Origin of the sequence: Streptomyces indicus (assembly GCF_900100315.1) — a bacterium.
GTDB classification, from domain to species: domain Bacteria; phylum Actinomycetota; class Actinomycetes; order Streptomycetales; family Streptomycetaceae; genus Streptomyces; species Streptomyces indicus.
This window is the reverse complement of sequence record NZ_FNFF01000030.1, coordinates 1-25713: the sequence shown is the minus strand read 5'-3', so window position 1 is coordinate 25713 and position 25713 is coordinate 1. Positions and strand designations below refer to the sequence as shown.

Annotated in this window: 28 protein-coding genes and 1 tRNA gene; 9 read left to right on the top strand and 20 right to left on the bottom strand. The window is 71.5% G+C overall.

Translation table 11 applies throughout. From position 1 onward, the window contains the following. Positions 1-153 precede the first annotated feature (153 nt). Positions 154-813: an NAD(P)H-binding protein gene (locus tag BLT97_RS35900; RefSeq protein WP_093618041.1), complete on the top strand. Its 660-nt coding sequence runs from the start codon at positions 154-156 to the stop codon at positions 811-813. On the opposite strand, the gene BLT97_RS35895 is transcribed toward BLT97_RS35900, so the two are convergent. From BLT97_RS35895 to BLT97_RS35880, 4 genes are read right to left on the bottom strand one after another with little or no spacing between them, the layout of a single operon-like run. Next, positions 810-1181 (bottom strand): hypothetical protein, encoded by a 372-nt coding sequence (locus BLT97_RS35895; protein WP_093618039.1) that lies wholly within the window; start codon positions 1179-1181, stop codon positions 810-812. The genes BLT97_RS35900 and BLT97_RS35895 overlap by 4 nt on opposite strands. A 2-nt stretch (positions 1182-1183) precedes the next feature. After that, positions 1184-1630, bottom strand: coding sequence for a hypothetical protein (locus BLT97_RS35890; protein ID WP_093618037.1), 447 nt, complete (start codon positions 1628-1630; stop codon positions 1184-1186). 2 nt (positions 1631-1632) lie between these two features. Then, on the bottom strand, positions 1633-1977 hold the full coding sequence (locus tag BLT97_RS35885) for a hypothetical protein (RefSeq protein WP_093618035.1): 345 nt from the start codon (positions 1975-1977) through the stop codon (positions 1633-1635). Positions 1978-2023: 46 nt separating this feature from the next. Next, positions 2024-2740, bottom strand: a complete 717-nt coding sequence (locus BLT97_RS35880) for a DJ-1/PfpI family protein (protein ID WP_093618065.1) — start codon at positions 2738-2740, stop codon at positions 2024-2026. Between the two features lie 316 nt (positions 2741-3056). On the opposite strand from BLT97_RS35880, the gene BLT97_RS35875 reads away from it, so the two are divergent. Next, the gene (locus BLT97_RS35875) at positions 3057-3995 is read left to right on the top strand and encodes a GlxA family transcriptional regulator (RefSeq protein WP_093618033.1); all 939 of its coding nucleotides are present in this window, start codon (positions 3057-3059) and stop codon (positions 3993-3995) included. Positions 3996-4086: 91 nt separating this feature from the next. On the opposite strand, the gene BLT97_RS35870 is transcribed toward BLT97_RS35875, so the two are convergent. Then, positions 4087-5007 (bottom strand): aldo/keto reductase, encoded by a 921-nt coding sequence (locus BLT97_RS35870; protein ID WP_093618031.1) that lies wholly within the window; start codon positions 5005-5007, stop codon positions 4087-4089. A 69-nt stretch (positions 5008-5076) separates the two neighbouring features. On the opposite strand from BLT97_RS35870, the gene BLT97_RS35865 reads away from it, so the two are divergent. Then, positions 5077-5430 (top strand): MerR family transcriptional regulator, encoded by a 354-nt coding sequence (locus BLT97_RS35865; protein ID WP_093618029.1) that lies wholly within the window; start codon positions 5077-5079, stop codon positions 5428-5430. Between the two features lie 30 nt (positions 5431-5460). Here the strand turns inward: BLT97_RS35865 and BLT97_RS35860 are convergent, their stop codons facing one another. Both BLT97_RS35860 and BLT97_RS35855 read right to left on the bottom strand, forming a co-directional pair. Beyond that, a complete protein-coding gene (locus BLT97_RS35860; RefSeq protein WP_093618027.1) occupies positions 5461-6330 on the bottom strand; it encodes an alpha/beta fold hydrolase in 870 nt (289 codons plus the stop codon). A gap of 142 nt (positions 6331-6472) precedes the next feature. Continuing rightward, positions 6473-6554, bottom strand: a tRNA-Tyr gene (locus tag BLT97_RS35855). A 191-nt stretch (positions 6555-6745) separates the two neighbouring features. On the opposite strand from BLT97_RS35855, the gene BLT97_RS35850 reads away from it, so the two are divergent. After that, positions 6746-7234, top strand: a complete 489-nt coding sequence (locus BLT97_RS35850) for a YajQ family cyclic di-GMP-binding protein (RefSeq protein WP_093618025.1) — start codon at positions 6746-6748, stop codon at positions 7232-7234. Positions 7235-7329: 95 nt separating this feature from the next. On the opposite strand, the gene BLT97_RS35845 is transcribed toward BLT97_RS35850, so the two are convergent. Then, entirely contained in the window at positions 7330-7602 is a 273-nt protein-coding gene (locus BLT97_RS35845; RefSeq protein ID WP_093618023.1) for a GlsB/YeaQ/YmgE family stress response membrane protein, read from the bottom strand. Between the two features lie 222 nt (positions 7603-7824). Here BLT97_RS35845 and BLT97_RS35840 point away from each other — a divergent pair, with 222 nt between their 5' ends. Then, positions 7825-9078 carry an APC family permease gene (locus tag BLT97_RS35840; RefSeq protein ID WP_093618021.1) on the top strand — a complete coding sequence of 418 codons (1254 nt, stop codon included), beginning with the start codon at positions 7825-7827 and terminating at the stop codon, positions 9076-9078. 37 nt (positions 9079-9115) lie between these two features. Here BLT97_RS35840 and BLT97_RS35835 read toward each other — a convergent pair whose 3' ends face one another. The 12 genes from BLT97_RS35835 to BLT97_RS35780 all read right to left on the bottom strand — a co-directional run bounded on the left by BLT97_RS35835 (position 9116) and on the right by BLT97_RS35780 (position 20840). Then, the gene (locus BLT97_RS35835; RefSeq protein WP_093618019.1) at positions 9116-9517 is read right to left on the bottom strand and encodes a YccF domain-containing protein; all 402 of its coding nucleotides are present in this window, start codon (positions 9515-9517) and stop codon (positions 9116-9118) included. Positions 9518-9653: 136 nt separating this feature from the next. Beyond that, complete coding sequence (gene htpX / locus BLT97_RS35830) at positions 9654-10517, bottom strand: zinc metalloprotease HtpX (protein ID WP_093618017.1); 864 nt, start codon at positions 10515-10517, stop codon at positions 9654-9656. A 227-nt stretch (positions 10518-10744) separates the two neighbouring features. Next, on the bottom strand, positions 10745-12280 hold the full coding sequence (locus BLT97_RS35825; RefSeq protein ID WP_093618015.1) for an NADH-quinone oxidoreductase subunit N: 1536 nt from the start codon (positions 12278-12280) through the stop codon (positions 10745-10747). Beyond that, positions 12277-13875, bottom strand: coding sequence for a complex I subunit 4 family protein (locus tag BLT97_RS35820; RefSeq protein WP_093618013.1), 1599 nt, complete (start codon positions 13873-13875; stop codon positions 12277-12279). The genes BLT97_RS35825 and BLT97_RS35820 overlap by 4 nt, the downstream gene beginning before the upstream one ends. Before the next feature lie 3 nt (positions 13876-13878). Next, positions 13879-15870, bottom strand: a complete 1992-nt coding sequence (locus BLT97_RS35815) for an NADH-quinone oxidoreductase subunit 5 family protein (RefSeq protein ID WP_093618011.1) — start codon at positions 15868-15870, stop codon at positions 13879-13881. Continuing rightward, positions 15867-16232 (bottom strand): NADH-quinone oxidoreductase subunit NuoK, encoded by a 366-nt coding sequence (gene nuoK, locus BLT97_RS35810; RefSeq protein WP_093618009.1) that lies wholly within the window; start codon positions 16230-16232, stop codon positions 15867-15869. The genes BLT97_RS35815 and nuoK overlap by 4 nt, the downstream gene beginning before the upstream one ends. Then, positions 16232-16849, bottom strand: a complete 618-nt coding sequence (locus BLT97_RS35805) for an NADH-quinone oxidoreductase subunit J family protein (RefSeq protein ID WP_093618007.1) — start codon at positions 16847-16849, stop codon at positions 16232-16234. The genes nuoK and BLT97_RS35805 overlap by 1 nt, the downstream gene beginning before the upstream one ends. Then, positions 16846-17430, bottom strand: a complete 585-nt coding sequence (locus BLT97_RS35800) for a NuoI/complex I 23 kDa subunit family protein (protein ID WP_093618005.1) — start codon at positions 17428-17430, stop codon at positions 16846-16848. Before BLT97_RS35800 ends, BLT97_RS35805 begins: the two co-directional genes overlap by 4 nt. Continuing rightward, positions 17430-18398 (bottom strand): complex I subunit 1/NuoH family protein, encoded by a 969-nt coding sequence (locus BLT97_RS35795; protein WP_093618003.1) that lies wholly within the window; start codon positions 18396-18398, stop codon positions 17430-17432. Before BLT97_RS35795 ends, BLT97_RS35800 begins: the two co-directional genes overlap by 1 nt. After that, positions 18395-19738, bottom strand: a complete 1344-nt coding sequence (locus BLT97_RS35790) for an NADH-quinone oxidoreductase subunit C (RefSeq protein WP_093618001.1) — start codon at positions 19736-19738, stop codon at positions 18395-18397. The genes BLT97_RS35795 and BLT97_RS35790 overlap by 4 nt, the downstream gene beginning before the upstream one ends. After that, positions 19735-20424, bottom strand: coding sequence for an NADH-quinone oxidoreductase subunit B (locus BLT97_RS35785; RefSeq protein WP_093617998.1), 690 nt, complete (start codon positions 20422-20424; stop codon positions 19735-19737). Before BLT97_RS35785 ends, BLT97_RS35790 begins: the two co-directional genes overlap by 4 nt. Next, the gene (locus BLT97_RS35780) at positions 20415-20840 is read right to left on the bottom strand and encodes an NADH-quinone oxidoreductase subunit A (RefSeq protein WP_093617996.1); all 426 of its coding nucleotides are present in this window, start codon (positions 20838-20840) and stop codon (positions 20415-20417) included. The genes BLT97_RS35785 and BLT97_RS35780 overlap by 10 nt, the downstream gene beginning before the upstream one ends. Positions 20841-21007: 167 nt before the next feature. On the opposite strand from BLT97_RS35780, the gene BLT97_RS35775 reads away from it, so the two are divergent. The 4 genes from BLT97_RS35775 to BLT97_RS35760 form a co-directional block, all read left to right on the top strand. Beyond that, entirely contained in the window at positions 21008-22198 is a 1191-nt protein-coding gene (locus BLT97_RS35775; protein WP_093617994.1) for a sensor histidine kinase, read from the top strand. 233 nt (positions 22199-22431) lie between these two features. Next, positions 22432-23829 (top strand): sensor histidine kinase, encoded by a 1398-nt coding sequence (locus BLT97_RS35770; RefSeq protein ID WP_093617992.1) that lies wholly within the window; start codon positions 22432-22434, stop codon positions 23827-23829. A gap of 203 nt (positions 23830-24032) precedes the next feature. After that, entirely contained in the window at positions 24033-24692 is a 660-nt protein-coding gene (locus BLT97_RS35765) for a response regulator transcription factor (RefSeq protein WP_176954012.1), read from the top strand. A 293-nt stretch (positions 24693-24985) separates the two neighbouring features. Further along, the coding region (locus BLT97_RS35760; RefSeq protein ID WP_176954011.1) for a 2-oxoacid:ferredoxin oxidoreductase family protein at positions 24986-25713 on the top strand (728 nt) is incomplete at its 3' end.

Sequence of the window (25713 nt, the reverse complement as noted above, 5' to 3'; positions counted from 1 at the left end):
CACGGCCGGGATCGCGGCGGGGAACGTGACCAGGAACATGGCGGGGAACATTCCGCTCCGTACTGCTCCCCGTGCGGTGAACATTCCGTAGCGTCCCAGGTCGGCGACCTCGCCGGAGCGGCGTGACCCCGCTGCCCGGCGTACCGTCGGAGCATGCGCATTGTCATCGCTGGGGGACACGGTCAGATCGCGCTCAAGCTCTCACGCCTGCTGGATGCGCGCGGTGGATACGAGGTGGCCGGGCTCATCCGCAATCCGGCCCAGGGCGACGATCTGCGGGCGGCCGGCGCCGAGCCGGTGCTCTGCGATCTGGAGTCGGCGGGCGTCGAGGAGGTCGCGGCGCATCTGCAGGGTGCGGACGCGGCCGTGTTCGCCGCCGGCGCGGGCCCCGGGTCCGGTGCGGAGCGCAAGGACGCGGTGGACCGCGCGGCGGCGGTGCTGTTCGCCGAGGCCGCCGAGCGGGCCGGGGTGCGGCGGCACATCGTCGTCTCGGCGATGAACGCGGACCCCGCGCACGAGGGCGACGGCGTCTTCGACGCGTATCTGCGCGCCAAGGGCGCGGCCGACGCGTATGTCCGCGGACGCGAGGGCCTGGACTGGACGATCCTGCGGCCCGGGCGGCTGACCGACGGCCCCGGCACGGGTCTCGTACGGCTCGAGGCGTCCACCGGGCGCGGGGATGTCACGCGCGAGGACGTGGCGGCGGTGCTCGCGGAACTGGTGGACAGCTCGGCGACGGCCGGCCTGACCCTGGAACTCATCGGCGGATCCACGCCGGTGGCCGTGGCGGTGAAGGACGTGGCGGGCAACTAGGCCCGTTCATCGGGCTGTTCATCGGGCTGTTCATCGGGCTGTTCATCGGGCTGTTCATTGGTCCGTTGATTGGGCTGCTCATAGGGCTGTTCGAGCCGGCGGAGTGCCAGCAGGCCGCCGATGCCGGGGAGGAGAGCGGTGAGCCTGGTGGCCGTCCTCGCCTCTCCCGTACGCCACACCGCGGCGATGACGAAGAGGTACGCACAGCCGTGTGCCGGACCGGTCAGGGAGGACACCGGCTCAAGGTGGACGGTGGCCAGGTTGGCCAGGAGCACGGCCAGGGTGGCCAGTTCGGCGTTCGCGGCGATGCGGAGGGCGCGGCGGGGGTGCGTCCCGTAGGGCTCGGTGTGGCGGGTCCCATATGCCATCGTCAGGCTCCCGTCGTCGAGCCGGGGCGGATGATCATCAGGACCGTGACCGTGGCCCAGAGCAGGTTGAAGACGCCGGTGAGCATGGCCAGTCGGGCGGCGCCGTCGTGGGCGGGCTCGGCGAACGCGCGGTCCTGGGCCGGCAGGAGCAGCAGGGCCAGGACGGCGGCGGCCGCGGCGGTCAGGACGATCGAGACGATCAGCCAGGCGTCCTCCAGGACCCCGAGGCTGCTCGCCGTGGCGAACCCGAAGACCGGCACGGCAAGCCCGACGCCCGCGTACACACGGCAGATCCGGTGCAGCACACCGAGCACCGTGCGCGCCTGCGGCCCGTCCGGATCCCGCTGTGCGCGGCGCAGCGCCGGCGGGAACATGCTGGCCGCGACGGTGACCGGGCCCACGGCCACGACCGCGGCCAGGACGTGCAGGACGAGGAAGAACTTGGTCATGGTCAGCGGTCCTCGCCCGTCTGCGCGCGGCGCCGCACGCCGCTGACCTTCGAGGCCGGCAGCCGGCCGGCCCGCGAGGTGCCGCTGAGGGTGTCGCCGTCGACGGTCACGACGAAGCCGAGGTTCAGGCGCAGGGGCCGAGTGATGGCCTGCTTCCAGGTGAGGCGGTCGCCGTCCAGGACGAGCTCCGTGAGCGACACCTCCTCGCCGGCGCCGCGCGCCGTTCCGACGAGGACGCCGTCCCTGCGGGTGAACTCCGCCTCGGCCTCGATCCGGTCGATGGGTGTGAGGAGGGTCAGGTCCCAAATGCCCTCTACGGGGAGGGGGTTGGTGCCTTTGGTGGGCATGCGTGGTCCTTGGGTGGGGTGGGGTCCGAATGTGGTGCCGGTGTCGTCAGAAGGCGGCGGGCTCCGGGCCGGTGTTGCGCCAGGCGGTGCCGCGGCGCTCGTACGCGAAGAGCGTTTCGACGGCATGGGCGATACGGGGGCCGAGTTCGCGCTCGAGCAGATGGAGCGCCAGATCGATGCCCGACGTGACGCCGGCACCGGTGACCAGGTCGCCGTCGTCGACGACGCGCGCCGCCACGGCACGGGTGCCGGTGGCGTCCAGCAGGTCGAGGCCCAGGTGGTGCGTGGTGGCGTACCGGCCTTCGAGGAGTCCGGCCATCGCGAGGAGCGCGGAGCCGCCGCAGACGGTGGTGACGGTGATCCGCGGGTTCTCCATCGCGGTCTTGAGGAGGGCGGGGAGGCCGGTGGTGAGGGCCCGGGCGAGGAGGACGGGGATGGTCGCGCCGTCCGGCCCGGCTTGGTCTCCGTCGTCCGGCCCGGCTTGCTCTCCGTCGGGCGGCCCGGCTTGCCCTCCGTCGGGCGGGGTGATCCGCCCGGAGGCGCCGGGGACGAGGACCAGGCCGGGGCGGGCCGGGTCGAGGGCGGCCGTGGCCCTGAGGGTCAGTCCCCCGGTCCCGCTGACGACCTCGCGCGGCCCTTCGGCGGTGACCAGCTCGACGGTCAGTTCCCCTCCTGCGGCGACTCCCCCCGCGTACAGGACCTCGAAGGGTGCGACGGCGTCGAGCGGGTCGAAGCCGTCGAACAGGACGATCTGGGCGTGCATGGGCATGGGGCGGGGTTTCCTTCATGGGCGGGGCAGAGCGGGGCGAGGCGGGTCCGGGGCGTGGCTCGCGCCGGGAGCCCGCTCGACGCCTCGACGCTAATCAGCGATTCCGGCCTCTCCCAGTGGCTGGACTGCCATGTACCGCAGAGAAAATGCCATCAGGCCTACGAGGTGCCGTACGCCACTCAGCAGCCACCCGTGGAGCCGCTGACCTACCTCTGACCAGCCGCGAACCTCACGGCTCGCCACCGCCCTCGGCCCACTGCTCCCCTCCGGCTCGTCCGCCCGGCACCCCGCGCCCAGGTACATTCCCGCCATGCACACCATCGCCGTGCTCGCGCTCGACCAGGTGATCCCGTTCGACCTCTCCACGCCGATCGAGGTCTTCTCGCGCACCCGCCTGCCGGACGGCCGGCCCGGCTATCAGGTCCGTATCTGCGCCGCGACCGAGGAGACGGACGCCGGGGCATTCGTGCTGCGCGCGCCCTGGGGGCTCGACGCGCTCCGGGAAGCGGACACGGTCGTCGTGCCGGGCACGGCCGCCCCGCAGACGCCGCTGCCGCCGGAGGTCCGTGACGCACTGCGCGCGGCGGCCGCGGACGGCACCCGTATCGCGTCGATCTGCTCGGGCACGTTCGTGCTCGCCGCCGCCGGGCTGCTCGACGGGCTCCGCGCCACCACCCACTGGCTCGCCGCCGGGGCCCTCGCGGCCGCGTATCCGGGGATCGAGGTCGACCCCGACGTCCTCTACGTCGACAACGGGCAGATCCTCACCTCGGCAGGCGCCGCCGCGGGCCTCGACCTGTGCCTGCACATGATCCGCCGCGACTACGGCTCGGCGGTCGCCGCCGACGCGGCCCGCCTGTCGGTCATGCCGCTCGAACGGGAGGGCGGGCAGGCGCAGTTCATCGTCCGCGACCATGCCCCGGCGCCTCAGGGCTCCACCTTCGAGCCGCTGCTCCTGTGGCTCCAGGACAACCTGAGCCGCGAGCTCACCCTCGCCGACATCGCCGCGCAGGCCGGGGTGTCCACCCGCACCCTGATCCGCCGCTTCACGGACCAGACCGGTACGACCCCGCTCCAGTGGCTGCACCGCGCCCGTATCCGCCAGGCGCAGCACCTCCTGGAGACCACGTCCCATCCCGTCGAACGCATCGCCGCCCAGGTCGGCTTCGGTTCACCGACCGCCTTCCGCGACCGGTTCAAGCGGACGACCGGGGTGAGCCCGCACGCGTACCGGCGGGCGTTCAGCTGAACCCGTAACTCCTGAACTCCGCCCTGCACTCGCTCACACCTCCCACTCGCCTCGCTTCCACCCGACTCGCCGGCGCCCGCCTCGCACCGGATCACGCAGCGGCGGCGATGCGGTCGAACTGCTCGTCGGTGAGGGCGACTTCGAGAGCGGCCGCGTTCTCCGCCAGATGGGCCGCCGACGTGGTGCCGGGGATCGGCAGGACGGTGGGCGAACGGTGCAGCAGCCAGGCGAGCGCCGTCTGGGACGGCGTCGCGCCGACTTCGCCGGCCACCTGGGCCAGCGGGCTGCCGGGCCCGGCGTGGGCGCCCATCGCGAGAGGGAAGAACGGCAGGAACGCGATGCCGCGCCCCGCCGCGTGGTCGACCACGTCGTCATGGCCGCGCGTCGCCAGGTTGTAGAGGTTCTGGACGCTCGCGACCGGCGCCGTCTCCTCGGCCTCGGCGAGCTCCTCCACGGTGACCTCGGAGAGCCCGATGTGCCGCACCTTCCCCTCCTCCTGCAGCTGCTTGAGCGCGCCCATCTGCTCGGCGACGGGGAACTCCGGGTCGAGACGGTGCAGTTGGAGCAGATCGATCCGGTCGGTACGCAGCCGGCGCAGGCTCAGCTCCGCCTGCTGGCGCAGATAGGCCGGGTGTCCGAGCGGCACCCACTCGGTCGGCGAGGGCCGCACCACCCCGACCTTCGTCGCGATCACCAGGTCCTCGCGATACGGGTGCAGCGCGTCCGCGACCAGCTCCTCGCCGGCGCCGAGGGCGTACGCGTCCGCCGTGTCGATCAGGTTCAGGCCCAGCTCGACCGCGGTGCGCAGGACGCGGATCGCCGCCGCGCGGTCGGCCGGCGCCGTCCAGATGTGCGCCTCGCCGCCGGAAGGTTCGCCGGGTCCGTCCGCGAGACGCATGGTGCCGTAACCGACCCTGCGTACGGGAAGATCACCCCCGAGGAAGAAGACCGAACGGTCCGGCTCGGTGTGCGTGACGTGCTCGGTGTTTGTGAACTGCGTGGTGTGCGTCATGTCGGCGACGCTAGGACCTCACATCCATGTGAGGTTCAAGTGAAGGTGAGGGGGGTCACATTGGACGGGATGAAGATCGGGGAGCTGTCCGCGCGGACCGGGGTGAGCGTGCGGCTCCTGCGCTACTACGAGGAGCAGGGTCTGCTCACCTCCGAGCGGACGTCCGGCGGGCACCGCGTCTACGACGCGCAGGCGCCCGAGACGGTGCGCCGGATCCGCCAGTTCCTGGCCGCGGGCCTGTCCACGCGCATCATCGGCGAGATCCTGTCCTGCGTCTGCGGCAGCGACGCCGAGATCGAGCCGTGCCTGAGCCCGCTGCTCCTCGAGCAACTCCGGGGCGTGGACCAGGAGATGGACCGCCTGGCCCTCACCCGGGAGTCACTCGCGGCGCTCGTCACGGCCGCGGGGGCGGGCTCCACGTAGAGCAGGCGGACCGCCCCCGTACCGCGTGACTTACGAGGCGCCCCCGAGCACCTCGCGCAGCCGGTGCGCGAACTCGTCCGGCTTCCCCGGATACCCGGAGGACTCGTCGCAGAACCCGCCGTGGTGGCTCGGGAACACGGTCACCTGCTGCCCGAGCAGTCCGGCGGTCGCGGCGGAGGTGCGTCCGGTCTGCACGTTCGCGGACTCCTCGCCCACGGCGATCACGACGCGGGTCGGCGCCGCCTTGAGCGCGCCGACGTCCGGCGTATAGCTGCTGACGGCCCAGGACCGGTCGGACAGCAGCGGATCCTCCCGCGACCCGTCGTCCTCGGCGGGCAGCCCGAACATGGCGGGGTCGGGGGCCGGCTGCGCGAAGTACGCGTCGGTGAACTCCCCCTCCCACGAGGTCATGGCGATGAACGCGGCCATCCCTGCGCCCCACCCCTGCTTCTCGTACGTGTCCCGCAGCTCGCTGCGCGCCCGTACGGCCGCCGGCCCGTCCGGCGTGAGCGTGATGAGCGGCGGCTCGTGCGCGACCAGCGTGGTCACATCCGCGGGGTGCTTCGCCACGAGCGCGAGCGCCGTCACCGCACCGCCGCTGCTGGCGAACATCTCGACCGGCCCGGCCCCGAGCGCCTCGATGAGCACATGCACATCCTCGGCCAGGGTCTCCGGCTCGTACTCGCTCCGCCCGTCCTTCCGCGTGCTGCGCCCGAGCCCGCGCGGGTCGAACGTCACGACGGTCCGCTCGGGAAAGCGCTCGGCAAGCGCGGCGAACCCGCCGGCGTCCATCGGCTGCCCGACCATGAGCAACGGCGGACGCCCGTCAGCGGTGGGCAACGGCCCGCGGACGTCGTAGACGAGGTCGGCGGCGGGTGTTTCGAGTGTGTAGGTCTCCATGGCAGTACAGACCGCACGCGCCACGAAAACTCATCGGCCGCGCAAGGTGCTGCACACCGATGGCATCTGACGAAGACATCCGAACACGAAGGAACCCCCTCCGATCCACGTTTCCGCAGTTCGGAGGGGGTTTACCTTCTTGTGGCGGCGCCAGGATTCGAACCTGGGAAGGCTGAGCCGGCAGATTTACAGTCTGCTCCCTTTGGCCGCTCGGGCACACCGCCGGGGATGCCGCCTCGGGGGCTCCGCTTGCGCGGTGCTCCGTGGCAACGACGTAAACGATACCTGATGACCGGGGGTGCTCCGCCACCTGATTGATCTGCGCCCGGGCCCCGGCCGGGTGGCTAGGCTTTGCGCATATCCGTAAGCCGCATATCCGCTACCCGTACGCATCCGACGCAAGGAGCCACAGGACATGGCCGACTCCAGTTTCGACATCGTCTCGAAGGTCGAGCGGCAGGAGGTCGACAACGCCCTCAACCAGGCCGCCAAGGAGATCTCGCAGCGCTACGACTTCAAGAACGTCGGCGCCTCCATCTCCTGGTCCGGCGAGAAGATCCTCATGCAGGCGAACTCCGAGGACCGCGTCACCGCCATCCTCGACGTCTTCCAGTCCAAGCTGGTCAAGCGCGGCATCTCGCTGAAGGCGCTGGACGCCGGTGAGCCGCAGCTGTCCGGCAAGGAGTACAAGATCTTCGCGTCGATCCAGGAGGGCATCTCCCAGGAGAACGCCAAGAAGGTCGCGAAGATCATCCGTGATGAGGGCCCCAAGGGCGTCAAGGCCCAGGTCCAGGGCGAGGAGCTGCGCGTCAGCTCGAAGAGCCGTGACGACCTGCAGTCCGTGATCGCCCTGCTCAAGGGGCAGGACTTCGACTTCGCGCTGCAGTTCGTGAACTACCGGTGAGGCCGGCTGCCGCTCGGCGGCGGCGGTAGGAGGAGGGCGGTACGGGAATCCCGTACCGCCCTCGCCATGTCCCCCGTGCCCGGTGCGAGTCCCCCTCAGCGCCTCGACCGCGAGTGGCCGAACAGGATGCGGTACGCGATGAGCAGGGCCAGGGAGCCGGCGATCGCCGAGATCCAGGTGGCCGTGTCGTAGAAGTCCGTGGTGATCGGGCGGTCGAGGAAGCGGGCCGAGCCCCAGCCGCCGATGAAGGCGCCGGCGATGCCGATGAGCGTCGTGCCGATCAGGCCGCCCGGGTCGCGTCCGGGCAGCAGGACCTTGGCGATGACTCCGGCGAGGAGTCCGAGGACGAGCCAGCTGATGATGCTCATGGGTGACCTGCCTTCCCTTGTGAGTGCGGGGCCCGTGGCCCTGGCAGGGCAGGGCACGCACGCCCGGCGCATGCCGGTGGCCGCGTTTCCGTGCATGGCCGGTGGCCTCGGTGTGGCCTGTACGTGGTCCGTGGGTGACCGGTACGTGACCAGTGCGTCGTTCTGTCCTGGGAGACGAGACCCCCGCCCTGACCGGTTGCGGATGTCAGTAGGGTGCGGCGCATGACACACGGGGCGGTGCCTGGGGCGTCCGGGCTGCGGCGCAGTCTGGGGTTGTTCGACGCGGTGACCATCGGGCTCGGGGCGATGGTCGGGGCCGGGATCTTCGCAGCGCTCGGGCCCGCGGCCGATGCCGCTGGGGCCGGGCTGTTCTACGGGCTCGGGATCGCCGGGGTGGTCGCGTACTGCAATGCCACCGCCTCGGCGCGGCTTGCGGCGCTGTATCCGGTCGCGGGCGGCACGTACGTCTACGGGCGGGAGCGGCTCGGGGAGTTCTGGGGGTATCTCGCCGGCTGGGCGTTCGTCGTCGGCAAGACCGCCTCCTGCGCCGCCATGGCGCTGACCGTGGGGGCCTATGTCTGGCCGGGGCAGGCGCACGCGGTGGCGGTGGGCGCCGTGGTCGTGCTGACCGCCTTGAACTGTCTGGGAGTTCAGAAGGCCGCCTGGGCGGGGCGGGTGATCGTGGCACTCGTGCTCGGCGTGCTCGCCGCCGTGGTCGTGGTGTGCGCGGGAGCCGGCGGCGGGCGGGGGCTCGAAGGGGCGTCCGGCGGTGTCGGCGGTGTGCTGCAGAGCGCCGGGCTGCTCTTCTTCGCCTTCGCCGGGTACGCGCGGATCGCCACGCTGGGCGAGGAGGTGCGGGATCCCGCGCGGACCATCCCGCGGGCGATTCCGCTGGCGCTCGGGATCACGCTCGTCGTGTACACGGCCGTCGCCCTGGCCGTGGTCTCCGTGCTCGGGACGGGCGCGCTGGCGGAGTCGGCCGCGCCGCTCGTGGACGCGGTACGGGCCGCCGGGGCGGACGGTCTGGCTCCCGTCGTACGGGCCGGGGCGGCCGTGGCCGCACTGGGTTCGCTGCTCGCGCTGATCCTCGGGGTCTCGCGGACGACCCTGGCCATGGCGCGGGACCGTCATCTGCCCGGGGGCCTCGCGACCGTGCATCCGCGCTTCCAGGTGCCGCAGCGGGCGGAGCTCGCGGTGGGCGCGGTGGTGGCGATGCTCGCCGCGACCGCCGATCTGCGGGCCGCGATCGGGTTCTCGTCCTTCGGCGTGCTTGTCTACTACGCCGTCGCCAACGCCTCCGCGTGGACGCTCAGTTCACGGCCCGCGGCCCGGGCCCTGCCCGCGCTCGGCCTGGCCGGCTGCCTGCTGCTCGCGGGCACGCTGCCCGTCACATCGGTGGTGTGGGGTGCGGTGGTGCTCGCGGTGGGCGCGGGGGTGTTCTTCGTACGGCGGTCAGTCGTCGCCGTACGGAAATGACCTCCCGCGCCGGAACCGCGAGGTGCTGCGCGCCCGGCTACCAGCGGCCGGACGCCGCGAACGCCTCGTCCGTGCGCACGATGTCGCGGCCCAGGGGCATCAGCGAGATCGGGATCAGCTTGAAGTTGGCGAGGCCCAGCGGGATGCCGATGATCGTGATGCACTGCAGGACGCCCGTGACGATGTGGGCGAGGGCCAGCCACCAGCCGGCCAGGACCAGCCACAGCACGTTGCCCACGCAGGAGGGGGCGCCCGCGCCGGGCTTCTCGACCGTCGTGTAGCCGAAGGGCCACAGCGCATAGATGCCGATGCGGAACGAGGCGATGCCGAACGGGATGCCGATGATGGTGATGCAGAGGATCACACCGGCGAGCAGATAGCCCAGGAACAGCCAGAAACCGCTCAGGACAAGCCAGATGATGTTCAGGATGGTCTTCACTTCGGGCGACCTGCCTCCGCGCTCGCTGACGTATTCGGTTTCTAGGACGCCGGTGGGCCGTTCCTGGATCCCGGCCGCGACCCTGATCCGACCCTGATCGCGGGCACGCCCGCGACCGCGACCGCGACTGCGGGCGTCACTGCCTGCGGCCGGCCATCTGCTCCAGGCGCGCGATGCGCTCGGCCATGGGCGGGTGCGTCGAGAACAGTTTGGCCATGCCCTGTCCCGGCCGGAAGGGGTTGGCGATCATCATGTGGCTGGCCGCCTCGATCTTCGGCTCGGGCGGCAGCGGCAGCTGCTTCGTACCGGCGTCGAGCTTGCGCAGGGCGTCGGCGAGGGCGAGCGGGTCGCCGGTGAGCTGGGCTCCGGAGGCATCCGCCTCGTATTCGCGGGAACGGCTGATCGCCAGGCGGATCACGGAGGCCGCGATGGGGCCGAGCAGCATGATCAGGAGCATTCCGAAGATGCCCGGGCCCTCGCGGTTGCTGTTGCCGCCGGACGGGATCAGCCAGGCGAAGTTGACCAGGAACATGATCACGGAGGCCAGGGCGCCTGCCACCGAGGAGATGAGGATGTCGCGGTTGTAGACGTGGCTGAGCTCGTGGCCGATCACGCCGCGCAGCTCGCGCTCGTCGAGGATGCGCAGGATGCCCTCGGTGCAGCAGACCGCGGCGTTACGGGGGTTGCGGCCCGTCGCGAATGCGTTGGGGGCTTCCGTGGGTGAGATGTACAGGCGCGGCATGGGCTGGCGGGCCTGCGTGGAGAGCTCGCGGACCATCCGGTAGAGCTGGGGCGCCTCGAACTCGCTGACCGGGCGGGCGCGCATGGCCTTGAGGGCGAGCTTGTCGCTGTTCCAGTACGCGTAGGCATTCGTGCCCAGCGCCACGAAGAGCGCGACGATCAGCCCCGTACGACCGAAGAAACTGCCGATGACGAGGATGAGTGCGGACAGGCCCCCGAGCAGTGCGGCGGTCTTCAGACCGTTGGTACGGCGGTGCACGGTACGCCCTCCTGGTGGTGCGGCAGGGGAACCCTTCGCTGACTGGCTTCCACTTCCAGTGGACCCTCCCTGCCTGGTCAACGCCAGGCGGGAGGGCTGAGTTCCCCGGCGCCGCGGCCGCGAGGGGTGCACCGAACGGGTGAGGGCGGCCGCCCGGTCTGTACGGAGGGCGGCCCCCGGTACGTACGGAGGGCGGCCCCCCGGTCCGTACAGAGGGCGGCCGCCGGTCAGAAGAGGACGGACTCCGTGAAGCGCAGGACCATCTGCGGAGCGCCGGACAGGGCGACGCCCACGAGGGTCGTGACGACGATGGCCGCGGTCAGCGGGAAGGGCACGGCGCGGGCCCGGACACGGGCGGGCGCCTCGCCTTCCGGCGTCCGGAAGAGGACCGCCGTCCACCGCAGGTAGTAGTAGAGGGCGATCACGACGTTGAGCGCCATGACGACCGCGAGCCAGCCGAGCCCCGCGTCGACGGCCGCCTGGAAGACCGTGACCTTCGCGAACAGGCCGATGATGCCCGGCGGCAGACCGGCCAGGCACAGCAGGAAGAAGCCGAGCGCGAGGGCCGCCAGGGGGTGGCGGGCGTACAGGCCGCGGTAGTCGGTGAGGCGGTTGCGCGGTGCGGTGCGGGCGACGAGGGCGGCGACCGCGAAGGCGCCGAGGTTCACGGCGGCGTACATCAGGGCGTACGCGACGGTGGCGCCGATGGCGTCGGCCGGGTCGTCGACGTAGCCGGCGGCCGCGATCGGGACGAGCAGATAGCCGGCTTGGCCGACCGAGGACCAGGCGAGCAGGCGTACGGCGCTGAAGTCCCGGTCGGCCCGCTGGCGCAGGGCGGCCACATTGCCCGCGGTCATCGTGAGGGCGGCGAGCACCGCGAGCACGGGGGCCCAGACCTCGGCGTACGAGGGGAAGGCGACGACCGTGACCAGGATGAGGCCGGTGAAGCCGACCGCCTTGCCGACCACCGAGAGGTACGCGGCCACGGGCAGGGGCGCGCCGATGTAGGTGTCGGGGACCCAGAAGTGGAAGGGGACGGCGGCCGTCTTGAAGGCGAAGCCGACGAGGGTGAGGGCGACGCCGGTGCGGGCCAGGGTCTGCAGGTCGCCGTCCACGCTCGTGAGGCCGGTGGCGATCTCGGTGAGGTGCAGGGTGCCGGTGGCCGCGTAGACGAAGCTGACGCCGAGGAGGGTGACGGCGGTGGCGGTGACCGAGGAGAGGAAGAACTTCAGGGCCGCCTCGGAGGAGCGGCGGTCGCCGCGCCGGAGGCCGACCAGCGCGAAGGCGGGCAGCGATGCGACTTCCAGGGCGACGACGAGCGTGGCGAGGTCGCGCGACGCGGGGAGCAGGGCCGCGCCGGCGGCCGAGGAGAGCAGCAGGAACCAGTACTCGCCCGCGGGGAGCCGCTCGTCCTTGAGCGGGCTGACGGAGAGCAGCGCGGTGAGCAGGGCGCCGGCCAGGACCATGAACTGGATGACCACGGTGAAGCGGTCGGCGGTGTACGAGCACACACCGGCGTCGCCGGTCAGACAGAAGGTGTCGCGGTCGCCGTCGAGCAGGGGAAGCAGCGAGAGGAGCGCGGCGGTCAGGCCCGCGAGGGAGATCCAGCCGAGCAGCGGCTTGCGCTGCTCGGGCACGAACAGGTCGGCCACGAGGACAAGCAGGCCGACGACCGCCGCGATGGTGGGCGGGGCGATGGCGAGCCAGTCGACCGACTGGACGAGGCTGGTCGTCTCCTGCGCGGCGGTGGCTGCGGTGGTCATGCCTTGCCTCCCGAGAGGAGCTTGTGCACGGCCGGGTCGGTGAGGCTGAGCAGCAGCGCGGGCCAGAGTCCGGCGAGGACGGTGAGGGCGACGAGCGGGGTCCAGGCGGCGAACTCGTACCCCTGGATGTCGGCGAGCTGCTGCGGCTGCTCCTGCGGATCGCCCATGCAGATGCGGCGGACGACGACGAGCATGTACGCGGCCGTGAGCAGGGTGCCGAACGCGGCGATCGCCATGAAGGTGAGGAAGGCCGGGCGGCTGAGGCCTTCGGCGGGGTCGAACGCGCCGAACAGGGCGAGCATTTCACCCCAGAAGCCCGCGAGGCCGGGGAGCCCCAGCGAGGCGACGGCGCCGAAGGCGAGCAGGGCGCCGAAGCGCGGGGCCTTGCCGTACAGGGCCTGGCCGGTGCGGCCCGCGAGGGCGTCCAGGTCGGTGGTGCCGGTGCGGTCCTTGAGGGCGCCGACCAGGAAGAAGAGGAGGCCGGTGATGAGGCCGTGGGCGATGTTGGCGAAGAGCGCGCCGTTGACGCCGGTCGGGGTCATCGACGCGATGCCGAGGAGTACGAAGCCCATGTGGCCGACGGAGGAGTACGCGATGAGCCGCTTGAGGTCGCCCTTCGCGCCCTTGCGGGCCAGGGCCAGGCAGGCGAGCGATCCGTAGATGATGCCGACGACGGCGAAGGCGGCGAGGTAGGGCGCGAACTCCCGCATGCCGTCGGGGGCGATGGGGAGCAGGATCCGGACGAATCCGTACGTGCCCATCTTGAGCAGGACGCCCGCGAGGAGCACCGAGCCCACGGTGGGCGCGGCGGTGTGGGCGTCGGGCAGCCAGCTGTGCAGCGGCCACATCGGGGTCTTCACGGCGAGGCCGAGGCCGATCGCCAGAACGGCGATGACCTGCACGGATGTGGTCAGTCCGCGGCCGTTGTCAGTGGCGAGTGCGAGCATGTCGAACGTGCCGGACTTCAGCCCGATCAGCAGGAGTCCGAGCAGCATCACGACGGAGCCGAGCAGCGTGTAGAGGATGAACTTCCAGGCGGCCTGCGTGCGTTGGGCGCCGCCCCAGCGCGCGATCAGGAAGTACATCGGGATGAGGACCATCTCGAAGGCCAGGAAGAACAGGAGCAGGTCGAGGACGGCGAAGGTCGCGAGCGTGCCCGATTCCAGGACCAGGAGGAGGGCCACGAATGCCTTGGGGGAAGGCCCACTTGCCCGCGGCGTCAGCCGCTGATGTTGCTGCTTGAAGTAGCTGTACAGCGCGCAGAGGAAGGTCAGCAGCGCGGTCAGGACGAGGAGGGGGAGCGAGATGCCGTCGACGCCGAGGTGGATCCGCACGTCCAGTGCCGGGATCCAGCTGATGTCGGTCGTGGCCTGCATCGTGGCCGGGTGGCCGTGGTCGAAGCCGAGGGCGAGGACCACGGCGGCGATGAGGATGACGCCGGTGACGGTCACGCCGTGCCGCAGCACGGCCTGGTCCGGGGACTTCCCCTTCAGTCCGGGCGGGGCGGGCAGGAGAGCGGCGGCCGCGCCGAGGAGCGGGCCGACCACGATCAATGCCAGAAGGAGCTGCATCACGGACTCGCTGATATCGATCACGGCTCAGGCTCCCGCTGCGACGAGGACGGCGGCGACGGCGAGGACGACCGAGCCGGCGAGCAGGGCGCTCAGATAGGTCTGCACGTTTCCGGTCTGGGCTTTGCGGACCACCACACCGAGCAGGTTGGCCGCGTTGCCCGCGCCGCGTACGTAGGTGTCGACGACCTCGCGGTCGAGGAAGCGGACGAGGCGGGCGGCTGCCTGGGTGGGGCGGACGAACAGGGCGGTGTAGAGGGCGTCCAGGTGGAAGCCGTTGGCCGCGACACTGTGGAGCGGGCCGAGGAGGAGCCGGCCGGGGTCCGCGGAGTCGGGAGCCTCGGCGATCGAGCCGTACGCGGGGGTGTGCGTGGCGATCGCGGTGGCCTCGGTCTCCGCCGGTCCGGCGGTGGGGTCGGCTGCGACGGCGCCGAGCGGCGGGCGGGCGGCCATTGCCGTGGTGTGCCGCCAGGCTCCGTAGGTGACCACGCCGCCGACCAGGGCCAGGCCCGTGGACAGGACCGAGGTGGTGAGCGTGGGCGTGAGCTCGTGGCCGTCGAACCAGTCGGGGAGCAGGTTGTAGGTCAGGCCGAACGTGAGGGAGGGGATCGCGAGGACCCACAGCACTGACGTCATGGCGAGGGGCTGTCGGCCGTGGTCGGGGGCCGCCGGGCCCTGGCCGCGGAAGGCGAGCAGCCAGAGGCGGGTGGCGTAGGCGGCGGTGAGCAGGGCGGTCACCAGGCCGGCCACGAGGATGATCCAGCCGGCCGTCGCGGGGGCGGACTCGGAGTGCCCGGTGGCCGTGTGCTCGGCGGCCGCGAGCACGGACTCCTTGGAGAAGAAGCCGCTGAAGGGCGGGATCGCGGCGAGCGCGAGCAGCGCGACGGTCATGGTCCAGAAGGCGTCGGGGACGCGGTCCTTGAGGCCGCCCATACGGGACATGGCGGCAAGGGAGTTGGTGCCCGCGGCGTGGATGATCACGCCCGCGGCGAGGAAGAGCAGCGCCTTGAAGGCGCCGTGCGACAGGAGGTGGAAGGCACCGGCGCCGCGGTCGCCGACCGCGAGGGCGCCGGTCATGTAGCCGAGCTGGCCGATCGTCGAGTACGCGAGGACGCGCTTGATGTCGTCCTGCGCGAGCGCGGCGAGCGCCGAACCGGCCATGGTCACGGCGGCCATGACCGCGAGCACCACCAGGGCCGCCGCGGAGGCGGCGAACACCGGGAGGAGACGGGCCACGAAGTAGACACCGGCGGCGACCATCGTCGCGGCGTGGATCAGCGCGGAGACCGGCGTGGGGCCGGCCATCGCGTCGGGCAGCCACGTGTGCAGCGGGAACTGGGCGGACTTGCCCGCCACACCCGCGAGCAGGAGCAGGGCGATCACGGTGGGGTGGTCGAGGCCGCCGGCCGTGACCTCGCCCAGGATCGTCGTGATCCGGAAGGAGCCGGCGTCCGCGGCGAGCGCGAACAGGCCGATCAGGAAGGGGACATCACCGAGCTTGGTGACGAGGAAGGCCTTCAGCGAGGCGGCGCGCGCCTCGGGGGTCTCCCAGTAGTGGCCGACCAGGAAGTACGAGCAGATGCCCATGATCTCCCAGCCGACCAGGAGCACCATCAGGTCGCCGGAGTAGACGACCAGCAGCATCGCGGCGGTGAAGAGGGAGACGAGCGCGGCATACGAGGGGTAGCGCGGGTCCTCGCGCAGATACGCCGTGGAGTAGATCTGCACGCACGAAGCGACCACGCCCACCAGGACGGCGGACAGGACCGCGAACCCGTCCAGGTGGAGGGCGAGTTCGATCGGGACCGAGCCGGTCGGGGTGAGCTGGGTGGCCGCGTCGATCGGGCCGTCGCCGCCGTGGCGCAGGGCCACGACGACCGCGAGGCCGAGCGCGGTCAGCGTGGGCAGGATCGCCAGCGGGCGGACGAACCCGGGCGCCTTGCGGCCCAGGAGCAGTCCGGCGACGGTGCCCAGGAACGGCAGGAGGGGGACGAGTACGGCGAGGGTGGTGGTCGTCACGCGGCGGCCTCGGTGGTGTGTGCCGGTGCTTCGGTGGTCTCGGCCTCGGGGCCGTGGCCCTCGGCGGTGTCGCGGAGCTTGTCCACGTCCGAGGTTCCGCGGTTGCGGTACACCATCAGCACGATCGCGAGGCCGATGCCGATCTCGGCGGCGGCGATGGCGATCGTGAACAGGGTGAGCGCCTGGCCCGCGTGCAGGGTGTCGCGCAGCCAGACGTCGAAGGCGACGAGGTTGAGGTTGACCGCGTTGAGCATCAGCTCGACGGACATCAGGACCAGGATCGCGTTGCGGCGGGCCAGGACGCCGTAGAGGCCGACGCAGAAGAGCAGGGCCGCGAGCACGGCGGGGTAGGCGAGGTGCATCAGCGCTGCTCCTTGTCCGCGGTCGAGGGCTGAGTGGTGCCGTCGGGTGCCGGCTCGGAGTCGCCGTTCTTGCGGGAGAGGACGATCGCGCCGACCAGGGCGGCGAGGAGCAGGACGGACAGGGCCTCGAAGGGCAGGACCCAGTGCCGGAACAGGATCGAGCCGGTCACCTCGGTCGAGCCCTGGACCGCGCCGTCGAGGTCGATCCACTGCGTACGGAAGGCGTCGACCACGACCCAGACGAGCGCGGCGGCCGAGGCCGCGGCGACCGTGAGCGCGGCCCAGCGGTTGCCCGAATCGGCGTCCGGGGAGCGGCCGATGGGCGCCTTGGTGAGCATCAGCCCGAACAGGAGGAGCACGACGACCGAACCGACGTAGATCAGCACCTGCACCCAGGCGATGAACTCGGCGGTGAGCAGGAGGTACTCGACGGCGAGTCCGCCGAGCGCGACGACCAGCCACAGCGCGGCGTGCACCAGCTGCTTCGTGGTGACGGTGACGATCGCGGCAGCGAGCGTCGCGATGCCCACGAGGACGAAGGCGATCTCCACGCCGGTGGGCGACAGGAAGCCCTGGGGAGCACTGGCGGCGAGCGGGGCGGTAATGGCGAGGGTCATGCCTGGTCCTCCTCCCCCGGCTCGGGCGCGGCGGCGGACTCCTGGGCGGCCGCGGCCTGTTCGGCGGCGAGCTTCTCGGCGGCCTTGCGGGCGGCGGCGAGTTCCTTGGGCTCCTCGGCACCCTCGTCGAGCGCCGGGGGCGCGGGCACGGTCCACATCCACTCGCGGAGCTTGTCGCGCTCGTGGGTGAGTTCGTGGATGTCCGTCTCCGCGTACTCGAACTCCGGTGACCAGAAGAGCGCGTCGAAAGGACAGACCTCGATGCAGATACCGCAGTACATGCAGAGCGAGAAGTCGATGGCGAAGCGGTCGAGGACGTTGCGGCTGCGCTCGCGGCCGCCGGGCGTCGCGGCCGGGACCGTCTCCTTGTGGGAGTCGATGTAGATGCACCAGTCGGGGCACTCGCGCGCGCAGAGCATGCAGACCGTGCAGTTCTCCTCGAACAGGCCGATCACGCCGCGCGTGCGGGGCGGGAGTTCGGGCTGGACGTCGGGGTACTGCGCGGTGACGGTCTTCTTCGTCATCGTGCGCAGGGTGACGGCGAGGCCCTTGGCCAGGCCGCTGCCGGGGATCGGAGCCATCAGTTGATCGCCACCTTCACGATGCCGGTGAGCGCGATCTGCGCGAGCGCGAGCGGGACGAGGACGGTCCAGGCGAGCTTCTGCAGCTGGTCCTCGCGCAGGCGTGGGTAGCTCACGCGGAGCCAGATCACGAGGAAGGCGAGGATCGCGGTCTTGAGGAGGGTCCACAGCCAGCCGAGCCCGTCGGCGCCGAACGGACCGTGCCAGCCGCCGAGGAAGAGGACGGTGGTCAGGCCGCACAGGACGACGATGCCCGCGTACTCGGCGAGGAGGAACAGCGCGAACCGCAGACCCGTGTACTCGGTGTACGCGCCGAAGATGATCTCCGAGTCGGCGACCGGCATGTCGAAGGGCGGGCGCTGGAGTTCGGCGAGCCCGGCCACGAAGAACACCAGGGCGCCGACGATCTGCCAGGGCAGCCACCACCACTCGAAGGCGTTCAGGATGCCGGGCAGCGAGACGGTGCCGGCGGCCATCGCGACCGAGGCCGCGGCGAGCAGCATCGGCAGCTCGTACGCGAGGAGTTGGGCGGCGGTGCGCAGACCGCCGAGGAGGGAGAACTTGTTGGCCGAGGCCCAGCCGGCCATCAGCGAACCGAGCACCCCGACGCCCATCACGGCGAGCACGAAGAAGATGCCGGCGTCGACGACCTGACCGACCGCACCCTCACCGGGTCCGATCGGGATCGCGACCAGGACGAGGAGGTACGGCAGCAGGGCGACGGCGGGGGCGAGCTGGAAGACGCGCCGGTCGGCCGCGGCCGGGACCACGTCCTCCTTCTGCGCGAACTTGACCCCGTCGGCGACGAGCTGGGCCCAGCCGTGGAACCCGCCCGCGTACATCGGTCCGAGCCGTCCCTGCATATGGGCCATGACCTTGTGCTCGGTCTGCCCGACGATCAGCGGGAAGGTCAGGAACACGACGAAGACGACGATCAGTCGCAGGGCGACGTCGAGTACGTCGTTCATGCGCGGTCGCCTCCGGCGGGGGGTTCGGGGGTGGGGTCGGGAGTGGAGTCGGGTTCGGTGTCGGGGGTGGGGTCGGTGTCAGGCGTGGGATCGCGTTCAGGTTCGGGGGTGGGGCGGGCTTCGCCGGTTCCGGTTCCGGTGCCGGGTTCGGTGGGAGCGGCCGGCGGCTCGTCGGCGGGGGCAGGGGTGACTGTCTCGGCTGCCTTGCCGTCAGTGGCGGGTCCGCTGTCGGTGGCCGCCTTGCCGCCGGTGGTCTGCGGGCTCTCCGGACTGTCCGCGTCCGCGAACGCCGGGCGGGCGTTGTGCCAGGGTGCGTCGGACGAACGGGCCGGGCGGGCCGTCGCCGGTCCCGTCGCGGCGTCCCCCGCGGGTGGCTGTGCGGCCCCGGTGGACGGCTGGGCGGTGCCGGTCGCCTCGCCCTCGGCCTGCTGGCTCGCCGAACCCTGGCTCGCACTCCGGTTGCGCCGCGGTGCGGCCGTACCGGACTGGCCAGCCTGGCCTGCTGTACCCGCCTGGCTCGCCGAGCCTTCGTTCACGCTCCGGTTCCGGCGCGGACGCGGGGCCGCGCCCTCCGCCGGTGCCCCGAAAGCGGTGGCCGGACCCTGCGTCTCCGCAGCCGCCGCCTGGCTGGCCGAGCCTTCGCTCGCGCTGCGCGCCCGCCGTACGGGCCGCTCTCCTGCAGCCGCAGCCGCAGCCCCTGCACCCGCAGCACCCGCGCGCGCACCGGCGCCCGCGGCCCGCCCCGCACCCCGCGCCGGACGCGCGGGCGCGGGCGGGAGCTGGCCCTTCAGCGGGCCCCACTCGTTCGGATCGGGCACGCCCGGGGGCAGCATCTGCCGCCGCTTCGGGCCGCCGTGCTCCGACTCCCCCGGCTCCTTCGCACCCGGCCACGCCTTGACGACCCGTGCCGCGAGCACGAAGTCCTTGCGCAGCGGGTGGCCTTCGAAGCCCTCGGGAAGAAGGAGCGGGTCGAGGCCCGGGTGGTCGGTGAAGTCGATGCCGAACATCTCGTGCGTCTCGCGCTCGTGCCACCCGGCGCCCGCGTACACCGTCACCGCCGACGCCAGCCGTGCGGCCGCGTGCGGGACCGTCGTACGGACGAGAAGACGGCGTACGGGGTGCAGAGCGACCACATGCGCGCAGACGCGGAAGCCCGTGCCGGGCTCGTCGACGGCGCTCAGCCAGTCGAAATACGTGCAGCCGAGGGTGGAGCGGGCCACCGTCAGGGCGTCGGTCCAGGAGTCGGCGGGGACGTCGACCGTCAGGAGGTCGTACGCCTCCTCGGCCGTCGCGTCCGGGCCGAAGAGCTCGGTCACCTCGCCGGGCAGCCAGCCGGTCACCGGTCCCCCTCCCCCGAACCGGAACCGACGGCGGGCGGCGTCACCAGGCCGCTCTGCAGCGCGGCGGTCGAGGCGGGCGTGTACCGCTCGCCCAGCGACTCGCGCGCGATCTTCTCCTGCAGTTTGAGGATGCCCTGCAGCAGCGCCTCGGGCCGCGGCGGGCAGCCGGGCACGTACACGTCGACGGGGATGATCTGGTCGACGCCCTTGGTGACGGAGTACGAATCCCAGTACGGACCGCCGCAGTTGGAGCAGGCGCCGAAGGAGATCACGTACTTCGGCTCGGGCATCTGCTCGTAGAGCCGCTTCACGGCGGGAGCCATCTTGTCGGTCACCGTGCCGGACACGATCATCAGGTCCGCCTGCCGCGGCCCCGGCGCGAACGGAATCACGCCGAGCCGGATGAAGTCGTGGCGCGCCATGGACGCGGCGATGAACTCGATGGCGCAGCAGGCGAGACCGAAGTTGAAAACCCACAGGCTGTAGCGGCGGCCCCAGTTGAGGACCACCTTCATGGGCTGCGGCGCCAGGCGCGCCAGCGGCCCGAGCTTCGGTGCCGGCAGGTCCACGGGCTGCGAGCCGGTACCGGAAGGCGAACCGGTACCGGACTGCGAGCCGATGCTGGACGGCGAACCGGTGCCGGACGGCGAGCCCGCGCCGGACTGCGGTCGGGGTGTCACGCCCATGTGAGGACGCCCTTCTTCCATGCGTACAGCAGGCCGATGGTGAGGAAGCCCAGGAAGATGAACATCTCCACGAGCGTCGCCCAGCCGTATCCGCTTGCGGCGAAGACCGTGGCCCAGGGGAACAGGAAGATGGAGTCCACGGCGAAGATCACGTACAGGAAGGCGTAGACGTAGTAGCGGACCTGGGTGTGGGCCCAGCCCTCGCCCACGGGGTCGACCCCGCACTCGTACGTCAGGAACTTCTCCTGCGTCGGTACGACGGGCCGCAGCAGCTTGCCCGCGCCGAAGGCGACCGCGACGAACAGGACGCCGACGACGGCGAGCAGGCCGACCACCGCGTAACTGTCGAAATACTCCGCGGCGAGAAGCGGTGAACTACTCGTGGGTTCCGGCACGTCCGGACCTCGCTCCCTCATCCCGCTGCGGCTGGCTGCGCCCCGTTCGACGATCTGTACGCACGGGAGTCTAGGGGTTGCCCCTTGCGGGGTGAGCAGGCCGTCGGCAGCGGGGTGGGGTTTTCCCCAGTTGATCCGTGCGGCGGACCTCATGGCACGGGCGCGCGCGAGACGGCACGCTTGGCGGCATGACCACACGTACCGCCGTCTCGCAGGGCAGCGACCGCCTGCCGCCTGCGCGTTTCGCCTTCGACCGCCAGACCTGGAAGGAGATCGCCCATCTTCTGATCAACCTTCCGGCGTCGCTGGTCGGCTTCGTGTACGTGGTGACGATGCTGTTCGCCGGCGGCATGCTGTCGATCACGGTGATCGGTCTGCCGGTGCTCGCGCTCGGCCTGGCGGGCGCGCGGCTGCTCGGTCGGTGGGAGCGCGGTCGCGCCCGGGGCCTCCTGGGCCTGCACATCGACGAGCCGAGTCCGCTGCCCCGCCGGGGCGAGAGCCTGATCGCCCGGGTGTGGAACGGGCTGAAGGACCCGGTCGGCTGGCGCACGGTCCTGTACGAGTTCATACGGCTGCCCTGGGGTGTGTTCACCTTCGTGCTGACGCTGGCCTCGCTGTTCGTGCTGTGGCCCGTCCTGCCGTTCATCGCGCGGGCGCTGACCAACGCGGACCGGGCGATGGTGCGCGGACTGCTGTCCCCGTCCGACGAGTTGGAGCGGCGGATAGCGGAGCTGGAGTCGGACCGCGGGGTGGTCATCGACACCGCGGCGGCCGACCTGCGCCGGATCGAGCGCGATCTGCACGACGGCGCCCAGGCCCGGCTGGTGAATCTGGCGATGGGGCTCGGGCTCGCGAAGGAGAAGCTGCTCGAGGACCCGGACGCGGCGGCGTCGATGGTGGACGAGGCGCACGGCGAGGTGAAGCTGGCCCTGCAGGAGCTGCGGGATCTGGCCCGCGGGATCCACCCCGCGGTGCTGACCGACCGCGGCTTGGACGCCGCGCTGTCCTCGGTGTCCTCGCGGTGCACGGTGCCGGTGAAGGTCACGGTGGATCTGGCCGAGCGTCCCGCGCCGGCGATCGAGGGCATCGCGTACTTCACGGTCTCGGAGCTGCTGCAGAACGTCAGCAAGCACAGCGCCGCCAGGACGGCCTCGGTCGACGTCTGGCGCTCGGAGGACCGGCTGATGCTCCAGGTCACGGACGACGGCAAGGGCGGCGCCGGCCTGGAGGGCGGCACCGGCATGGCCGGCCTCGCGGAACGGCTGGGTGCGGTGGACGGCCTGTTCGTGGTGGATTCCCCGGAGGGCGGTCCGACGGTGGTGACGGCCGAGGTGCCGTGGCGTGACAGGGAGCGGGAGCGGGACGAAAGCCGGGGCTAGGCCCTGGGACCGGGCCCAGGCTTGGCCCGAGGCGACCAGAGCCCCACCCCACCCCAGCCGCGCCCACCCCCGCACCGCCCACCAGAGCACCACCCCAGCCGCGCCCCACCCCACCCCAGAGGTAGGGATAACCCCCCTCCGAAGACGGAGACGGGCCACATGGTGTGCCGCGTCCCGAAAAGCGAGTCTGGATACGTCGCAGAGGACCGCACCGAGGAGAACGGACGAAGCCGATGGCTACCGAGTACGGACACCGGACCTGGTCCCAGTTCGCGGACGACGGGTACGGGGACGGGTACGGGGACCGGTACGGGAGCGGGCCGTCCGGGTCCCGGCGCGAGCCTGCCCGGCGCCACCTGCTGCCGCCCGTGCTGCGGGCGCCGGTCGAGGCGCGGACCTGGCGGGAGTTCGGCTATCTGCTGATCAGCCTCCCGATGTCGATCCTGACCTTCACGTACGCCGTCACGATGCTCTCGGTCGGCGCCGGTCTCCTGATCACCTTCATCGGCATCCCGGTGCTCGCGGCCGGCCTCGCCGGACTGCGCGGGCTCGGTGCCGTGGAGCGGGCGCGGGCGCGCGGGCTGCTCCACCTCGACGTGGAGAGCCCCGAGCCGCTGCGGCAGAAGAAGCAGGGCGCGCTGTCGTGGATGGGCGCGGTGCTCAAGAGCGGCTCGTCCTGGCGGCACGTCCTCTACTCGCTGCTGCACTTCCCGTGGGCGACGTTCGCGTTCGTGGTCGCGGTGACCTTCTGGACGACCGGCTGGGGACTGTTCACGTATCCGCTGTGGCAGTGGGTGTTCCCGATGTACACCGGGCAGGACGGCATCCAGCTGTACGGGGACGAGACGCACCAGTTCTATCTGGACAGCCCCTTCGAGATCGCGATCACCTGTCTGATCGGACTGCTGGTCGTGCTCGTGACGCCCTGGGTGATCCGCGCCCTGACCAGCGTGGACCGGCTGATGGTGCTCGGCCTGCTGGGCCCGTCCCGCCTGGTGACCCGGGTCGTGGAGCTGGAGTCGGACCGCGGCGTGGTCGTGGACACCGCGGCCGCCGACCTGCGCCGGATCGAGCGCGATCTGCACGACGGAGCGCAGGCCCGGCTGGTGAACCTCGCGATGGACCTGGGCCTGGCCAAGGAGAAGCTCAAGGAGGACCCGCAGGCCGCGGCACGGATGGTGGACGAGGCGCACGGCGAGGTGAAGACCGCGCTGCAGGAGCTGCGCGACCTGGCCCGGGGCATCCACCCCGCGGTGCTCACCGACCGCGGTCTGGACGCCGCGCTCTCCGCCCTCGCCGCGCGGTGCACGGTGCCGGTGCAGGTCGAGGTGGACCTGCCGTACCGGCCGGCGGCGGCCATCGAAGGGATCGCGTACTACACGGTCTCGGAGCTCCTGCAGAACGTGAGCAAGCACTCCCAGGCCCGGCGGGCCACGGTGGACGTGTGGAAGTCGGAGAACCGGCTGATGCTCCAGGTCATGGACGACGGCATCGGCGGGGCCGGGCTCGGTCAGGGCTCGGGTCTGAGCGGGCTCGCGGAGCGGCTCGACGCGGTGGACGGCGTGCTGGCGATCGACTCGCCGAAGGGCGGCCCGACCTCCATCACGGCGGAGCTGCCCTGGCGGGGCTGAGGTTCGGCGATGCCCCCGGCCCGGAGCGGGCCGGGGGCTTTCGCCTGCGGCGGGCTTCTCCGCCACCCCGCCCCTTCCCGCAACCGACGGAGCCGCCCCGGGCCCCGCAACCCGGCCTCACACCGCGCCGAACCCTGGGATGATGGGCGAGGGCTCGGAGAGCCCGAAAAGCCTGGGGGGACGGACGGATCGTGGAGGACAGGGTGCGGGTGGTCATCGCCGAGGATTCAGTGCTGCTCAGGGAGGGCCTGACCCGGTTGCTGACCGACCGCGGACATGACGTGGTGTCCGGTGTGGGCGACGGCGAGGCGCTGATCAAGACCGTCGACGAGCTCGCGGGCCAGGACAGCCTTCCTGACGTGGTCGTCGCGGACGTACGGATGCCGCCGACCCACACCGACGAGGGGGTGCGCGCCGCGGTCCATCTGCGCGGCAAGTACCCGGATCTGGGGGTCCTGGTCCTTTCGCAGTACGTGGAGGAGCAGTACGCCACCGAGCTCATCGCCGGCTCCAGCCGCGGCGTCGGCTATCTGCTCAAGGACCGGGTCGCGGAGGTACGGGAGTTCGTCGACGCCGTCGTGCGCGTCGCCCGGGGCGGCACCGCGCTCGACCCCGAGGTCGTCGCCCAGCTGCTCGGCCGCAGCCGCAAGCAGGACGTGCTCGCCGGGCTTACGCCGCGCGAGCGCGAGGTACTCGGACTGATGGCCGAAGGCCGGACCAACTCGGCGATCGCGAGGCAGCTGGTGGTGAGCGACGGAGCAGTCGAGAAGCACGTGAGCAACATCTTCCTGAAGCTCGGTCTGTCACCTAGTGACGGGGATCACCGTCGCGTTCTGGCGGTCCTCACCTACCTCAATTCGTAGCGACCTGACACCCTGTCAGATACGGGCACGGAAGCCGCCGGCCCCGGGTGCGAAATCCCAGGCGGGACCGGAGGCCTAGAACCAAAGGACGAGCGCAGCGCGTCCCAGCGAAGGGCAGTGAAGGGCCGGGGGGTGATCGAAATGGGGACAAAACCGGGCGACAGCCTGTCTCATCCGACCGTCCACCATCTGAGCACCCCGAGGAAGGCGACCCTTACCGACGTAGGGTGGCCCTGGAAGGACCGGTCGGCCGGTCGCTTCCCGTGCCACAGCCTCGAGGGAGGTCCAGTTCAGTGACCAGCCAGGTCAGTAGCCCAGCCGAGCAGGCCGACGGGACCGTTGCCGGTGACGTAGTCGGTGACGTGGTCGGCGAGCAGCGCAAACCGTCCACGGAAAAAGAGGTCCGCCGTCTGGACCGGGTGATCATCCGGTTCGCGGGCGACTCGGGCGACGGCATGCAGCTGACGGGTGACCGCTTCACCTCCGAGACGGCATCCTTCGGCAACGACTTGTCCACGCTGCCGAACTTCCCGGCCGAGATCCGCGCCCCCGCCGGCACGCTCCCCGGTGTCTCGTCGTTCCAGCTGCACTTCGCCGACCATGACATCCTCACCCCGGGTGACGCCCCGAACGTGCTGGTCGCGATGAACCCGGCTGCTTTGAAGGCGAACATCGGGGATGTGCCGCGCGGCGCCGAGGTCATCGTCAACACCGACGAGTTCACCAAGCGGGCGATGCAGAAGGTCGGTTACGACACCTCGCCGTTGGAGGACGGCTCGCTCGACGGCTACAGCGTGCATCCGGTGCCGCTGACCACGCTGACCGTCGAGGCGCTGAAGGACTTCGATCTGTCGCGCAAGGACGCGGGCCGGTCGAAGAACATGTTCGCGCTCGGTCTGCTGTCGTGGATGTATCACCGTCCGACCGAGGGCACGGAGACCTTCCTCAAGCAGAAGTTCGCCAAGAAGCCCGAAATCATGAAGGCCAACCTGGCGGCGTTCCGGGCGGGCTGGAACTTCGG